This is a genomic window from Sphingobacterium sp. NPDC055431, from assembly GCF_053644255.1.
The window spans coordinates 1-15,711 of record NZ_JBSHLH010000001.1 but is presented as its reverse complement, the minus strand read 5'-3'; the positions used below and the strand labels follow the sequence as shown (position 1 = coordinate 15,711).

Here is a 15,711-nt window from a genome sequence, read left to right as displayed (position 1 = left end):
AAGAATGGGATACTTAAGTAAAGAATTAGTACCTTTGCACAAAATTTGAAACAAACTAGAAGAGAATGAATAAAAAAGTTTTTTTACCTTACTGCATGGTGATAGCCAGCTTGTTAGTAGGGTGTAACAACGAAACTAAAAAAGAGGAAGCTGTAGATTTGAAAAATCCATTATTAGCCAAGTACGAAACTAACTTTGAAGTCCCTCCTTTTGACCTGATCAAAGATGAACACTTCAGACCTGCTTTTAAAGAGGCTTTGAAAGTACATGAGGCAGAAATTGATTCTATTTTGAAGATCGATGAACCTGCTACTTTCGCCAATACCATCCTTGCATTAGAGAATGCAGGACAACTATTAAACCGTGTATCGACTGTGTTTTACAACTTGAACAGTGCAAATACAAATGACACGATTCAAGCTATTGCAAAGGACCTTGCCCCGGTAATGTCTGCGCATAGAGATGAGATCAATCTGAACCCAGAGCTTTTCAAACGCGTGAAAACCGTTTATGACCAAAGAGCAAATGCTGGTTTAGATGCAGAAGATCAAAAATTATTAGAAGAAACATACAAAGGATTTGTTCGTTCGGGAGCAAACCTGAAAGATGAGGATAAAGAGAAATTAAAGAAAATCAATGCTGAACTTTCTGTTTTATCGACTCAATATGGTCAGAACCTATTGGCTGAAACCAATGCCTTTGAAATGGTTGTTGACAAAGAGGAAGATTTAGCCGGATTACCAAAAGAATTGAAGGCCGCGGCAGCTGCTGAGGCAAAAGCTAAAGGAAAGGATGGCAAATGGTTATTTACATTACAGAACCCTTCTGTAATGCCATTCTTGCAATATGCGGATAACCGTGAATTGCGCAAAAAGATTTGGGATGCTTACCAATTGCGCGGTAACAATGACAATGATGCAGATACAAAAGAAATCTTGATCAAGATTGCCAACCTACGTTTGGAAAAAGCAAAATTGTTGGGTTACTCTTCACATGCGGCTTATGTCCTTGAGGAATCTATGGCTGAAAACCCTGCTAACGTAAATGCCTTATTGAACAAAATCTGGACTCCAGCATTAGCAAAAGCGAAAACTGAAGCTGCGGATATTCAAAAAGAAATCGAAGTTGCTAAAGATACGTTCAATGTAGCACCATACGACTGGAGATATTACCAAGAGAAAATCCGTCAAAAACGTTATGCATTGAATGAGGAAGAAATTAAACCTTATTTCAGTTTAACGGATGTTCGCGAAGGAGCTTTTGCTACTGCAAACAAACTTTGGGGAATTTCATTTGTCGCTTTGAACAATGTTCCTGTTTACCACCCTGAGGTTGAAGTATACGAGGTTCGTGATAAGGATGGTTCTCACTTAGGTTTGTTATATGCTGATTTCTTTCCTCGTGCTTCTAAACGTTCTGGAGCATGGATGACATCATACAGGTCTCAAGCTCGTGAGAATGGAAAACGTGTCGCTCCTGTGATCTCTATCGTATGTAATTTCACAAAACCAGTTGGTGATAGTCCTGCATTGTTGACATTTGATGAAGCAACTACTTTATTCCATGAATTTGGCCACGCCCTACATGGTTTATTCTCAAATGTAAAATACAGAAGCTTAGCAGGAACTTCCGTTCCGCGTGACTTCGTAGAACTTCCTTCGCAGATCATGGAAAATTGGGCTGCTGATCCAGAAGTATTGAAAACATATGCCAAGCATTTCCAAACAAAAGAAGCTATTCCTGATGCATTGATCGAGAAAATGCAAAAAGCGGGAACCTTCGACCAAGGTTTTGCTACAGTTGAATACCTAGCAGCATCTATGTTGGATATGAATTACCATAGCGCAACTGCTCCAATCAAAGCCAAAGCAAATGAATTTGAAAAATCAGCAATGGATAAAATTGGATTGATTGATGCCATTATCCCTCGTTATAGAAGTTCTTATTTCCAACACATCTTCAGTGGTGGTTATTCTGCAGGTTATTATAGCTATATCTGGTCTGAGGTATTAGATTCAGATGCATTCGCTGCATTTAAAGAGAAAGGTCTTTATGATCAGAATACAGCAGCTTCCTTCCGTAGCAACATCCTTGAAAGAGGTGGCACAGGAAATCCTGCTGAGATGTACCGCAAATTCCGCGGTGCGGATCCGGACCCAATCCACCTGATGAAAAAGAGAGGATTGAACTAATCAAAAAAAGCGCCTAGGATAACCCAGGCGCTTTTTTTATGCTGTATCAGCCGTGAATTACTTAATCACGCCCAATTCCTTACCTACTTTTGTAAAGGCTGCAATAGCTTTGTCTAAATGTGCTTTTTCGTGTCCTGCTGAAATCTGCACACGGATACGTGCTTTTCCTTGAGGCACTACCGGATAATAGAATCCAATGACATAAATTCCTTCATCCAACATCTTGGAAGCAAACTCTTGCGCTAATTTAGCGTCATAAAGCATTACTGGGACGATAGGATGGAAGCCTGGTTTGATATCAAATCCAGCTTCGGTCATTTTCTCACGGAAGTATTTGGTGTTATCTTCTAGCTTATCACGGAGTTCAGTTGTTTCGCTCAACATATCCAAGACAGCAACAGATGCGCCGGCGATAGCAGGTGCCAAAGTGTTGGAGAAAAGGTATGGGCGAGAACGCTGGCGAAGCATATCGACAATTTCCTTGCGACCAGAAGTGAATCCTCCAGATGCACCTCCTAAAGCTTTTCCTAAAGTTCCGGTGATAATATCTACACGGTCGATTACATTGAACAATTCGTGCGTTCCGCGGCCTGTTTTCCCGATAAAACCAGAACAGTGTGATTCATCGATCATAACTAAAGCTTCGTACTTATCGGCTAGGTCACAGATCTTATCCAATGGCGCTACGGATCCATCCATGGAGAAAGCACCATCCGTTACGATTATCTTATGTCTAGCTCCAGAAGCAGCCTTTAATTGTGCTTCTAGATCTTCCATATCACAGTTTTTGTATCGGAATCTTTGCGCTTTACACAGGCGAACTCCATCAATGATGGAAGCATGGTTCAACTCATCAGATATGATTGCATCTTCAGGACCTAACAAGGGCTCAAATACACCTCCATTTGCATCAAATGCTGCTGCATATAAAATGGTGTCCTCAGTTCCCAAGAACTTTGAAATCTTAGCTTCTAATTCTTTGTGGACATCTTGAGTACCACAAATAAAACGTACCGAAGACATTCCATAGCCATGACTATCGATTGCCGCTTTTGCTGCCGCCACAACTTTTGGATGTGAAGACAGTCCCAAGTAGTTATTCGCACAGAAGTTGATTACTTCCTGTCCTGTACTGATTTTGATATCTGCTCCTTGAGGAGTTACAATAATGCGTTCTTCTTTGTACAAACCTGCATCCTTAATTTCTGCAAGTTCTTTTTCAAGGGCTGGTTTTAGAGTTTTATACATAGTATTTCAATTAATCCGCAATAAATATAACCTTTTTTTATCTCACCCCCTTACGAAAACGTTTGCCCTAAATTCATTATCCCATGAAAGCCAGAACTATAGCTCCATTCTCAAAGAAAAATGCCCCGAATAGATGGTCTATTGGGGGCATTATCCTTTTTGAGTTCTTTTTCTTGATTACTTAACTCTCTTCCAGGTTTCAGTACGCCCGATGAGGCTAATTCCGATGTAGCCACGGATATCTAGCTGGTCATCACCCTTTAGGGTCATTTTACAGCTATAGGTTTTTCCTGATTTAGGGTCATAGATCTGACCATCTACATAGGTTTTACTTTCTTTACTGAAATCGGTTAAGATTTCTAAGCCTTGGATATTCCTGCTCCTCAATTTGGGATCAGGATTTTTCACATCTTTTTTTGAGGCATCTTTAACCCAATAAAGCTTGCCAAAAAACTTGTCGTTCTTCTTGTAGATTTCGATTCTTCCCTCCCCACTTGGATTTTGCCATTTCCCAATAATTGGATCATTATTTTGTGCGAATAATACCATGGAGAATAATAGGGCGCAGAATGTTGCAACTATTTGTCTCATAACCTTTGATGTTTAAAATTGTTGGATGAATATACACATATTTTTCTATGTTAGCATAATATTATTTTTGTTACCCCTAAAAATACCGTCCAATAAACCGCTTTATTGGCATTAATTTTGAACAATTTTTAACTACACAAATTATTTAAGTTATGAGGTTCATTATTAGTCTATTAGTTACAGGTTTAGTAGTTGCAATCGCATCATGGATTATTCCTGGAGTAACTGTTGCTGGTTTTGGATGGGCTATCCTAACGGGTTTAGTTATTGGCTTGGTGAATGCGATTGTAGGTGGAATTCTACGTTTATTTACTTTCCCATTGAATTGGTTAACATTTGGTCTGGTATCATTTATCATTACAGTTCTGATGATTATGCTTTCAGATAAAATCATGGGTTCGAAATTTGATGTAGCAGGGTTTTGGCCTGCGTTCTTTTTTGCCATCATCGTTGCGATTATCGAAATGTTGATCGGACGTATGGGCAGCGATAATAAATAACTCAAAAAAAAACCGCTAATTTTAAAACAAACGGACTGCTCAGCTGAATGGCTGGGCATTTCTGTTTTAAACAAAAAATGGGTTTGACCATGCCAGCCAAACCCAATTGATATAAAGAGAAATTGTTACTATTACTTTTTTGTTTTCTTCATTTTATTGATCCAGATCATCACGCCTGTTATCGGCAATGAGGTTGCGATCAGACAGGAAATAAAATAAAGCATTTTTGTAAATGGGCCATAGATATCCCCGATATGCAATGCCTTTATGGAAGCAGAAGCTCTTTGGTTAAATGGTTTCTCGCGGAAGACATCTCTCTCCAGCACTTCACCACTATACTGGTCTAAGGTTAATTTGTCTCCAGCTGAAGGAGCAAAGAAACCTGTTCTGTTTTTACTGATTGAAACTGTCCCTACGCTATCTTTTGCAAAGTTGATAGTGACATCGCCATCATAAGGCAGGACTTTATTAACGGCCAAAATGGTCTCTTCAATGCTCATCGGTATTTTTCCATCCGCAGGTAATGTAGATAGGATAGGAGCTTTCTCTTCTTTTGGAGCATCTGGAGATTTATAGGTTCCCCATGTTTTTTGCCAGCCCGCACGATACCAATCAAATGACCAAAAGGGGCCCGTAACGGCCATCAAGAACAGAATGATACAGCTGTAGAAACCCAGCGTATTGTGAAGGTCATGATTGAGCCTTTTCCAATTCGCCGACCAACGGATGTTTAATCCGTTTTTCCATGCTCTCATTTTATTAGGAAACCAAATGACGATACCTGTAATCACGCCTAATAAAAACAATAAGGTAGCTGTTCCCGTAATCCAAGAACCAAGCTTTCTGTTTTCAACACCTTCAATGATCGGCTCTTCAATTTCATTCAACAATAACCAACGGTGCAAACCGAACATCTTTTGCATAAACTCTGCGGTCTTGGTTTTCACATCCGAAGGATCACCGATTACCTGACCTGTATAAGGATTTACGGCCAACTGGTTTGCTCTCGGACCACGACCACCAGCAGGCCCTCCAGGACCAGCAGGGGCAGCTCTCTGCGGACTTTTGCTTTCCCCAACTTTTGCTTCTACGGGTCTTAGAGGTTTTTCAGCTGTTGCACCTTCCTTTACATCCGTCCTGTCTCCAGGTTTTTGTCCTTCTTGACCTTTGGAATTTTCAGGTTTTCCTTCTTTTTCCTTCCCTTCCCCGTCCTTTTCTTTTTTATTGTACATGAAAAATGTAGGAGCATTATCGGCATATGGTACTTTTACACCTACTATTTTACCTTTTACTTCTGGCGTAATAGCGGCCAACAATTGATCTGCATTTTTCTTCTGTCCTTCAACTTTTACTTTATTGAACTCAGGCATTGCCAATGCCCTGATTTCAGTATTATAGGTGTAGATTGTACCGGTGATACAAACGATAAAAACCACGATCCCGGATATCAACCCTCCCCACAAATGGATGTCGTTAAAAAGTTTCCTTACTTTCATCCATGTTGATTTTTTTTGTACTCTTTTACTCATTTTCTCTTTATACTACTGTAATGAAAAAATCAGGTGAGCAAAATTCTGCACACCTGATATAATATTTTGTTGATATCTTAATAAATTCCGATATACTGGTTACCCGTTTTATTCACAAGTTTTGCCCCTACTGACATCTCTCCAGATTTTCTGTTGAACACATAGATGTTTCCATCTTTACCAACTGGTGCGATAGCAATAAATACATCATCCCCTTCCAATGCAATATTTTGGATCTGACGGAAATTCAATTCGTCTTGGTTTGGAATGTTATATTTTCTAGCGGTATTATTTTTTAGATCTACCCTCGCAATATATCCCCCCTTACCAGCTACATTGTACACAACGTATCCTATTCCATCACCTACATATTTCCATGTTTCGATGTATGAATCTTTAACCCCTAAAGCCTGATCTAAACTAAATGCGTATGAAGCATCATATTCATTGCTTGTACCATCGATTCGTAAGATCTTAGAACCACCACCGCCTACTGCTTCGCCTGAGGTAGCTTGGTAAACATGACCATCTGTACCTACATACTGAAGAGTACTACGGTATCCATTGGTATTACCTCTTGTTTTGTTAGAAGTAAGGATTTTAGGATTTGTTAAAGAAGGGTAGTCTAACACCAAAGTTTTAGCCCAGCTTTTCAAACCATTTCTATCATTTTCCCAAGTAGGTTTTCCATCAGTTCCAAGGGTGAATTTTGAAGTATTATGTTTTGAAACTGCTGCTCCAATAAATACTTTATTCCCAGCTTTATTGATTACAGGAACATCGATACGGCTTACATAATAACCAGCTGCAACTTCTTCAGCAGTTAATTTCAAGTCGAATTTGGTGGTTTTTGTAATCTTAGGATCATTTAAATCCAATGAAATAACATCCGTTTTTGCTGTTCTTTCTTGGTATACAAAGTTTGGCGCTTGACCAGTATAAACTGCATCATTTGCTGCTGCTCTAACTGCAATACCAACCCCTTCTGCTGCTTTCAACCAACGTGGAGCTGTACTTACATATGTAGCGGTCTCTACTTCTGGGCCTTCCGGGGTAAAGTTCTTTCCACCACGAACCCTGAATTTGTTGAAATTACCGCCATCATCACCTGTATATTGGATATTATATAAATACTTTCCATCAGCTGATGCTTGCAGACGCGCTGTTCTTGAAGATTTCACGTGCTGACCATTCGCAAACACATCGACTGAAAATGCTGGACTTTTTGCTTCCTCAGGCTTCATACTGAATACCATAGTTCCGGCATTACCGTCGCCTGGCTCCTCATCCATCAACGCACCTGAAACAGTGATCCAACGTATATCGTCTTCAGTTACTTCTTTCGGACCTTCTCCGTCTTTTGAACAACTGCTAAATATCAAACCAGTGGCAAGTATTGCATACTTTAATAGATTCGTTTTCATGTTATTAATTATTAAGAGTAATTATATATTGTTAATTGAGTAGTTCAGTTTTAAATAAAATCCCCTACCAGGCTTCTGAACGCCGAAATTATCATAAAGTTCAGCATTGAATACGTTCTTGACATCCAGTGCCAGAATGAGTTTCTTGTTAGGAAAAACATAGCTCATACCCAAATTCTGTGCGTACTGTGCCGGTGTAATAAACCAATCAGAATCTGGCCATACTGTGCTGAAAGGCGCCACATAACCAATATTGTAGAACAGGTTTAACTGAGAGGATTTTTGAATGATATTATCTAATCTATAAAGAACATTTCCATTCATGGTATAGAAAGGCTCATTAGGAATCTGTTTGTTGTAATAGGTCATCGGTTGACCAGAAGTAGGATCAAACTCTTGCTTAAACAAGGAATTGAATTTGGAAAAATTGAACAATAACGTAAGCTTGTCCTTATGGGCATAGGTCAGTTCACCTTCAAAGCCCACGGACTGAGAAAGCCCCAAATTGACATATTGGGTAAGTTCAATTTCTTGGCTGTTGATCATTTCATTAGCTCTCGGCATGATCCTGTCTTTCGTGTTCCTCCAAAAAACATTGGTTCCAACCGAAAATCTATGATCACCGAAATCATAAGTCCCTAACCTAAACCCCGCATTATAGTTGTCGCTGATTTCGGGTGAGATCCCCGGATTGGCTAGAACATTATCTTCCGGACTTCCAAAAGTTTCCATATCAACCGGCATTCTTACCGCACGTTCTCCTGAGGCCAGAAGTACCAATCGATTGAACAATTTATAAGATGCCGCAAGACCATAACCATAATTTACACGGTTGTCCTTGCTGACATTCTCAACGATCTTCGTCTGCCCGTTTTCAATTACCCCTGTATAAGAATGGCTAGCAATAGATTGTTGATAAATCTTGTAGAATAGATTTGTTGTCAACTTATTACGGAACGTTTGAGCTTCATAATTGAACGACACGACATTCTTTGCAAGATCATTCGAACTGTTGATGCCGGTATTACCATCTTTTATCAACAAGTTTTTGTCTTTTCTATCTACGGTATAAAAAACATGGTTCACGGAGAATCTATGTCCAGAAAGAATATCATAACTCAAGTTCGTCCTGATATTGGTTACCTGACGATCAATATCCGTCATCGCAGGTTTCCCCTGCTGTGCTCCATCCAGTCGACGAATAGGATCACCATTTAAATCAAGGCGGATCTGTCCGTCCCAATTGTAGGCCCAAGGAATAGTATCGAGGATATTGGTGCTTCTAAAACTATGGACAGCATTGGTATTCAAGGATAGGCCTGGCACAAATAAGTTTTTCTTATTATAAGTCAAACTCAACACATTAGCCGTGGCATCAGAGGTTCTGCCCATATAAGGAGTCCCCATGGTCTGGCCATGCTGAATCTCTTTATGAGAATCAGAGATATTATATCCTAAAAAGAAAGCATCCGCCCATTTTACATCGGTAAATCCAAACTCAAATCTTCCAGATAATGCTCTATAGCCATCAAAGAATCGTTTGGTCCTATAGTTACGACGTACAACGCCATTGGGTTCTATATATTTGGAGAATTTACCCCAGATTTCATAATCGTTGTCTGAATTCAAGAAACTCCCTGAAACCCTAGTCGTAAAACCTGTTTTCGCGTTTCTATAAAGGCCAGAAATATCTGATTGGGTAGTATTGAATGAGCCATAAGAAACAGAGGCAGATAAGTTATTGCTCGAAGTACCTTTTTTAAGAACAATATTGATTGCTCCTCCAAGCAAGTCCCCTGTTAAATGAGCAGGAAGAACCCCTTTATATACCTCGATGCGATCAATCATCGAAGGAGGGATATTATTTAAGTTAAATGAGGAACCATAGGTCGAAATTTCTATCCCATCAATGAATATCCCGACCGATCGACCCGTCATCCCATTTAAGTTATATTGTACCTCCGAACCTAGACCTCCGCTTTGACGGACCCTTACTCCTACAGTACGGTCCAAGAGTTCATTAGTTTGAATATTTCTTGTGGAAGCTTCTTTCGTTTCGATCACATTGACAGCAAACCCCTTGGTCTCAATTTCTCTTTTTACGGAATTCCCTTGTACCCGCACCTCATCAAGACTGATTTCTCCTCTTGGGTCAATATGGATATGTAAATCATAGTTGGCCTTATTGACATCAATAGGAAGTCTCTTCGATTTAATCTCAATGGAGGTCACTAAGATGGTCTGTTTTCCATAAGGAACTTGCTCCAATGTATACAAACCTTCATCATCGGAAATGCTTGCAATTGGAGTGCCCTCAATTCGCACTGTAGCTTTTGAAACAGGCGTGCCATCTACCAAATGAACTTTACCGGTTATTGTTGAATTTTGGGCAAATACAACAATACAGGTAAATAAAAATAATATGGTGAGGTAAAATTGTTTCATTATTCCAGATTAATACAGTAACTTCGACTTTCTTTAGAACAAGTCTAAATAAATACTGCTGCAAATGTAGAATTATTCTAAATAGCAAAATGACGCAATCAGAAAAAAATACTACGCAATCGGAAATTTTACCTGAAACAACCAATGGTATTTCTACCAATATGTTGGAATTAGGCACTTTAATGTATTTTACGGTACTCAAAGGCAGGCAAAAATTCAGTTTCACTTCCCCTATTGATGGCTATTTAAATCTATTGTTACTAGAAGATTCTGCGAATTGTTCCATTCAAATCCAGCAGGACAATTACCTTTTACAAGCGGGCGACAACATGTTGATCCATATGAATAAAGGTGACCTATTTGATTTGAAGAGCATCTGTCTAGACAACCGCATCCTTCTGATGTTAATCCCCAGTGATAAGCTCTTAGTCTTCCATGACAAGTACATTGCAGACCAAGAACGGTTTCAACATGGATTGCTAACTAAAGCGGACGGCAGGATTGCTCTTGCTTTGCAACAAATTTTCGAGCTGTACGAAGCTGATTCCTATATCAATCAATTAAAGATCCAGTCCCTTTTGCTGGAAGTCATTATCCATCAGGTGGAGAGCCTCTTTGTGGAAAATGAAAACAAGGAAATCATTGCCAATAAGAATCATTATGAAAAGATCCAAATGGCTAAAAAGCTAATTGATGAAGATCTTTCAAAAAACCATACCATTTCAGAATTGGCAAAATCAGTGGGCACCAATGAGCAATACCTAAAGAAACATTTCAAGCAGTTCTATGGAAAGACCATCATGAACTATATTACTGAAATGAAAATGGAACATGCAAAAAAGCTGATCCTGATGGGCAAATACCGTATTTCTGATGTGGCAAGGATGACTGGCTATAAGCATTCCACCCATTTCACCACCGCCTTTAAAAAGTATTTTGGAATTATCCCCAACTCACTTCGATACACTTTCTTAGTGGCTCATGAAGGCGTACAGGCCATCCCTGAGTTGTTGAGCAACTTACCTATTTTCTAAGAATTACTCCATCTATTTTATTAAATAAAAAAGCTGTTTACTTCATTGTAAACAGCTTTACTCTTTATAGATATTGGTTAAAATTTATAACTCAATGTACCGGTAAAACTTCTTGGTGGAATCGGGTTTACACTATAGTTCTCATGCACGTAATAGTTAAAGGCATTTCCGATATTGCTAACCTTTCCTAAGATGCTCCAGTTTTTATAGGTATATCCAGCTGAGAAATCAAATGTCGTAAATGGATCCACTGCGATCAATCTGTTTACACCTTCTTTCTCATTTACTTTGCTGTTGTTCCAACCTGCATTTCTCTTACCTGTATAGAATGTCGAGAATCCTAGTTTCAACCCTTTGAAACTTCCATTTTGAAGGGTATAGAATACAGTTCCATTTGCAGAATGCGCTGTCGTTCCTACCAAGCGAACCCCTTCTACATTTCCGTTTTCATTGGTTTCCAAATAACGCATAAAGTTGTAACTATATCCGGCCATAACGTTCAGGCCTTCGGCAATTTTACCGGTCAAATCTAACTCAACACCATCAGAGGCAGTCTTTCCGGTAAATTCTTTCATGTTAGGATCTTTTACCGTTCCGTCAGCTTCAATGATGGTCTGTGCAAACTTATTGTTCTGAATTCTGTACCAGGTCAGGTTTGCCGATAGTCTGCCATTGAAGAAATCATTCTTAACACCAGCTTCATACTGATCGATCAATGATGGACCCATAGGTTGGAAATTTAAATCATAACCTGAGTTTGAAGTGAAGTTATTCGCATAACTAGCATAGATGCTCATGGTCGAAATAGGCTGATAGATCAAGGCCAACTTTGGAGACCATGCTTTATCTACCTTACTTCCCATATCTTCGCCATCTTTACCTTTGTTAGGCGTTACTGTCGTTTCTCCAGTTGCATAGTCATACACCTCTGCATTCTTGGTTTTTTGATAAGTATATCGGATCCCAGCAAGGATTTTAAACTCCTTAGTTAAGGAAATCAAGTCTTGTGCAAAGACTCCATAACGGTTGATATCGGTTGTAGTTCTTGTTTTCAAATCAACACCTGGCATATCTGAACGCATCATAGCGGTATAGGGATTAAAAACATTGATGCTATCGTATGCTGTACTTGGCTTATTGTCCAATCCCGCCCCATAGATATTGAAAGCATAGTTTTTGGTATTGGATTGATCTGCATCAGCTCCAATTAAGATCTGATGTTTTATATTTCCCGTTTGCACATTCCCCTTCACGTTCAATTGCTGGTTGAAACTTAGTTCATCTTGCTCAGTCCTGTTTAAAGCACGAGCGGCCATTCCTGTAGCTTTGGCTTGGATACGTTCAGATCCATAATAATCGCGACCATATTGTTGGTAACTGGCTATGGCCTGTAAATTCCAGTTATCTGAAAAGACATGCTCAAAATTGATCTGTCCATTTGAAGAATTGGTTTTATTGAATGCCCAAGGCGTATTAATAAAGGTATTTCTACCGACCTCCTTATTGATCTTTCCATCCACTGAACCTATTCCAAAATCAGGCGTATAATCTGATTTCAAGTAATCAAACATAAAGTTCAAACTGGATTTCTCCGACATCTTATATAATAGGGAAGGATTGATATAATATCTCTTGCTTTCAACATAATCCCTATAACTTTCTGCATATTCTCCTGTTCCGACAACCCGAAAAGCTAGTTTATCTGAAATCGGGCCATACACATCCACGATAGGCTTGTATTGGTTATAACTCCCCATACGCATGGATACCTCTCCACCATATTCAAATTTGGGCTTTTTGGTCACCAAGTTTACTACTGCCCCTCCAGTAACACCTCCATACAGAATAGCAGCACTCCCTTTTAAGATCTCAACAGACTCTAAAGTACTGGCTTCAATGGATCCACCATTGTTCGTACGTGCACCGTTCTTAAAGATATTATTGGACCCTAGGCTATAACCTCGCGCAAAGAAATTCTCATTAACACCACCACGATTTGCTCCCATAGCTACCCCATTGGCATTCTTTAAGGCATCGCTCAACCTATTGATTTGCTGATCTTCGATCACTTGCGCATTGACAATCTGAACCGCTTGCGGTAAATCACGGTCTAGGATTCCAGCCTTTCCAACATTAAGGACTTTATCATTTAAAGAATTATATCCTGTCACTTCCACTTCTTGGATGTTGTGATTAGCTGGCTTTATTACGATGGTCCCCAGATTTGTGTTTGTTTCCTTTGGATTAACGAATACCGACTCCTTTACATACCCAACGCCAGTTACTTCCAGATTGAAGGTACCTGTATAAGGAACATATAGTTCAAAGTAACCATTCTCATCAGACATGGTAACTTTATCCTTGACTTTGATGTTCAGTCCGGAGATCGATTCATTGTTATTGCTACTAACTTTCCCTTTTACAGTCGTTTGAGCATTGGCGGCAGTGTAGATCGTAGTCGCTCCAAGCAGAGCAAGTAGATATGATGTTTTCATGGTATTTATTTGTACTGATTCTAAATAGTGCTGCAAAAGTAATGTCGGGGTAACATTAAAAAAATAAACAATCCGATAAAAACATTCACATTCCGAAATTTTTACCAAAAAAATAAGCTGTCCCTCGAAAGGGACAGCTTATCTAATATCTATTTGTACCTGGATTAGAATTTCCAACGAACAAAAGCTTCGATAGCTTCATAGTTCGCCAATCCTAATTGGTGGTACAATCCAGCTGTTTCGCTAGTACGATCTTCAGCACGAACCCAAAACTCTCTTGGATCATCTCCTGGGAATACAGGAAGATCTTTTTGAGATTGGTGTTTGAAGATTGCTAACCTTTTGCGTTTCACCTCTTGTGGAGAAAGTGGAACCGCCATTTCGATATCATGGATCGGATATTCGTGCCATGCACCTCTATATAACCATAACCAACAATCTTTAGTCCATTCGTCGGTTTCTCTCAATCGCAATAAAGCTTCAAGGATAATATCGAAACAAACTTTATGGGTACCATGTGGATCTGCAAAGTCACCGGCAGCAAAAACCTGTTGAGGTTTCACTTGGCGAAGCAATTCCATGGTCTGCTGGATATCATCTTCAAAATCGATCTCCTTAGAGAATTTACCGCGATCATAGAACGGAAGGTCCATAAAGTGGATATTCTCATCAGGAAGGCCTACGAAACGAGCTCCAGCAATAGCTTCACCCTTACGGATAAGTCCTTTGATCGTTCTGATGATTTCAGGGTCTACCTGATTAGGCTTTTTAACTTTAAAGAATTCACGAGCCTCATCATAGATCTTACGCGTAACGCCATTATCATCTTCCACGACTACCGCATAGTCTTGAACGAATTCCAAATAACGTAACACATCATCGTCCCAAACAGCGGTATTACCAGAAGTTTGATAAGCCACATGTACATTATGACCTTGATCAGCCAAACGAATGAAAGTACCTCCCATTGAGATCACATCATCATCAGGGTGTGGAGAAAATAAGATTACATTCTTTTGTGCTGGTTCAGCTCTTTCAGGGCGGTTAGAATCATCCACACCTGGTTTACCACCTGGCCAACCTGTAATGGTACGTTGTAATTCATTGAAAATACGGATGTTGATGCTATAAGCAGTACCTTGCTCAGTAATTAATTGAGCCATACCATTATTGTTATAGTCATCATCGGTAAGTTTCAGGATAGCTTTATCCAAATGCAATGAAAGCCAAACAACTGCTTTTTTTACTAATTTGTCTGTCCATACCACATCATGCGCCAACCAAGGTAGGTTAAAGCGGGTCAAGGCTGAAGCAGCATCTTCATCCAAGACAAACTCAACATGATCAGACATCTGAAGATAAGTCGCAGGAATATCAGAAGAAATTTCCCCTTCAACCGCTTTCTTCACGATTTCAGCTTTCTTCTCGTTCCATGCCATCAATACAATTTCCTTGGCTTTGAAAATCGTCCCTACACCCATGGTAATCGCTTTTGTTGGTACATTTTCCTTACCACCGAAGTCGCGTGAAGCATCTCTTCTTGTAAGGTCATCTAAGGTGACCAAGCGAGTACCTGAGTTTGGCGCAGACCCTGGTTCATTGAAACCAATGTGTCCTGTACGACCAATACCCAATAATTGGATATCTAAACCTCCTAAGCTGGAGATTTTCTGTTCATAGCCTTCACAGAAAGCCTGAACCTTGTCTTCTGCAAGTGTTCCATCTGGAATATTGATGTTCTCTTTGGGAATATCAACATGATTGAACAAATGCTTGTTCATGAATGCTACATAACTTTGTTCTGCAGTCGGAAGCATCGGGTAATACTCATCCAAGTTGAAAGTAACAACGTTTTGGAAGCTTAATCCCTCTTCCTTGTGCATTCTAACAAGTTCTTTGTAGACTTTTACTGGCGTTGCTCCGGTCGCTAGACCTAAAACTGCCTTTTCCCCTTTTGCATGCTTATCTTTAATGATAGCAGCGATGCGCTCAGCAACTTTAACAGAAGCTTCGTCTTGAGAGGGGTATACCGTTACTGGAACTTTCTCAAAGCGGGTTTCCTCTAATAAATTTAATCTTGCCATTTAAATTGAAAAATACCTTAGTGAGCCTCAAATTTAACAATTTATAAGGCTGTACGTGCATAAAATGCAAATCTTTTTGATTTTGTAACCGTTTTCAACGAAAATCACAGCTACAGCAATTATTTTAATCAATAATTATTAAAACAGACAGATATTTATTTATTAATAT

Annotated in this window: 10 protein-coding genes; 3 read left to right on the top strand and 7 right to left on the bottom strand. The window is 39.4% G+C overall.

The annotated features are described in order from the left end of the window. The first annotated feature begins 65 nt into the window (after nucleotides 1-65). Complete coding sequence (locus ACWIB3_RS00050; protein ID WP_454290590.1) at nucleotides 66-2,192, top strand: M3 family metallopeptidase; 2,127 nt, start codon at nucleotides 66-68, stop codon at nucleotides 2,190-2,192. A gap of 57 nt (nucleotides 2,193-2,249) precedes the next feature. On the opposite strand, the gene kbl is transcribed toward ACWIB3_RS00050, so the two are convergent. Then, nucleotides 2,250-3,440: a glycine C-acetyltransferase gene (gene kbl, locus ACWIB3_RS00045; protein ID WP_254526658.1), complete on the bottom strand. Its 1,191-nt coding sequence runs from the start codon at nucleotides 3,438-3,440 to the stop codon at nucleotides 2,250-2,252. Nucleotides 3,441-3,617: 177 nt separating this feature from the next. Further along, a complete protein-coding gene (locus tag ACWIB3_RS00040; RefSeq protein WP_093100194.1) occupies nucleotides 3,618-4,031 on the bottom strand; it encodes a DUF2147 domain-containing protein in 414 nt (137 codons plus the stop codon). 152 nt (nucleotides 4,032-4,183) lie between these two features. Here ACWIB3_RS00040 and ACWIB3_RS00035 point away from each other — a divergent pair, with 152 nt between their 5' ends. Then, complete coding sequence (locus ACWIB3_RS00035) at nucleotides 4,184-4,531, top strand: phage holin family protein (RefSeq protein ID WP_093100141.1); 348 nt, start codon at nucleotides 4,184-4,186, stop codon at nucleotides 4,529-4,531. 131 nt (nucleotides 4,532-4,662) lie between these two features. Here ACWIB3_RS00035 and ACWIB3_RS00030 read toward each other — a convergent pair whose 3' ends face one another. From ACWIB3_RS00030 to ACWIB3_RS00020, 3 genes are all read right to left on the bottom strand, one after another. Continuing rightward, nucleotides 4,663-6,027 carry a PepSY-associated TM helix domain-containing protein gene (locus tag ACWIB3_RS00030; RefSeq protein WP_454290589.1) on the bottom strand — a complete coding sequence of 455 codons (1,365 nt, stop codon included), beginning with the start codon at nucleotides 6,025-6,027 and terminating at the stop codon, nucleotides 4,663-4,665. A 110-nt stretch (nucleotides 6,028-6,137) separates the two neighbouring features. Beyond that, nucleotides 6,138-7,484 (bottom strand): hypothetical protein, encoded by a 1,347-nt coding sequence (locus ACWIB3_RS00025; protein ID WP_185212891.1) that lies wholly within the window; start codon nucleotides 7,482-7,484, stop codon nucleotides 6,138-6,140. A 21-nt stretch (nucleotides 7,485-7,505) separates the two neighbouring features. After that, nucleotides 7,506-9,929, bottom strand: coding sequence for a TonB-dependent receptor (locus ACWIB3_RS00020; protein ID WP_454290588.1), 2,424 nt, complete (start codon nucleotides 9,927-9,929; stop codon nucleotides 7,506-7,508). Nucleotides 9,930-10,018: 89 nt separating this feature from the next. Here ACWIB3_RS00020 and ACWIB3_RS00015 point away from each other — a divergent pair, with 89 nt between their 5' ends. Further along, entirely contained in the window at nucleotides 10,019-10,963 is a 945-nt protein-coding gene (locus ACWIB3_RS00015; protein WP_185215772.1) for a helix-turn-helix transcriptional regulator, read from the top strand. 77 nt (nucleotides 10,964-11,040) lie between these two features. Here ACWIB3_RS00015 and ACWIB3_RS00010 read toward each other — a convergent pair whose 3' ends face one another. Together ACWIB3_RS00010 and nagB are read right to left on the bottom strand one after the other, a co-directional pair. After that, entirely contained in the window at nucleotides 11,041-13,458 is a 2,418-nt protein-coding gene (locus ACWIB3_RS00010) for a TonB-dependent siderophore receptor (protein ID WP_454290587.1), read from the bottom strand. A gap of 164 nt (nucleotides 13,459-13,622) precedes the next feature. Continuing rightward, the gene (gene nagB / locus ACWIB3_RS00005; RefSeq protein WP_185212887.1) at nucleotides 13,623-15,542 is read right to left on the bottom strand and encodes a glucosamine-6-phosphate deaminase; all 1,920 of its coding nucleotides are present in this window, start codon (nucleotides 15,540-15,542) and stop codon (nucleotides 13,623-13,625) included. Nucleotides 15,543-15,711 lie beyond the last annotated feature (169 nt).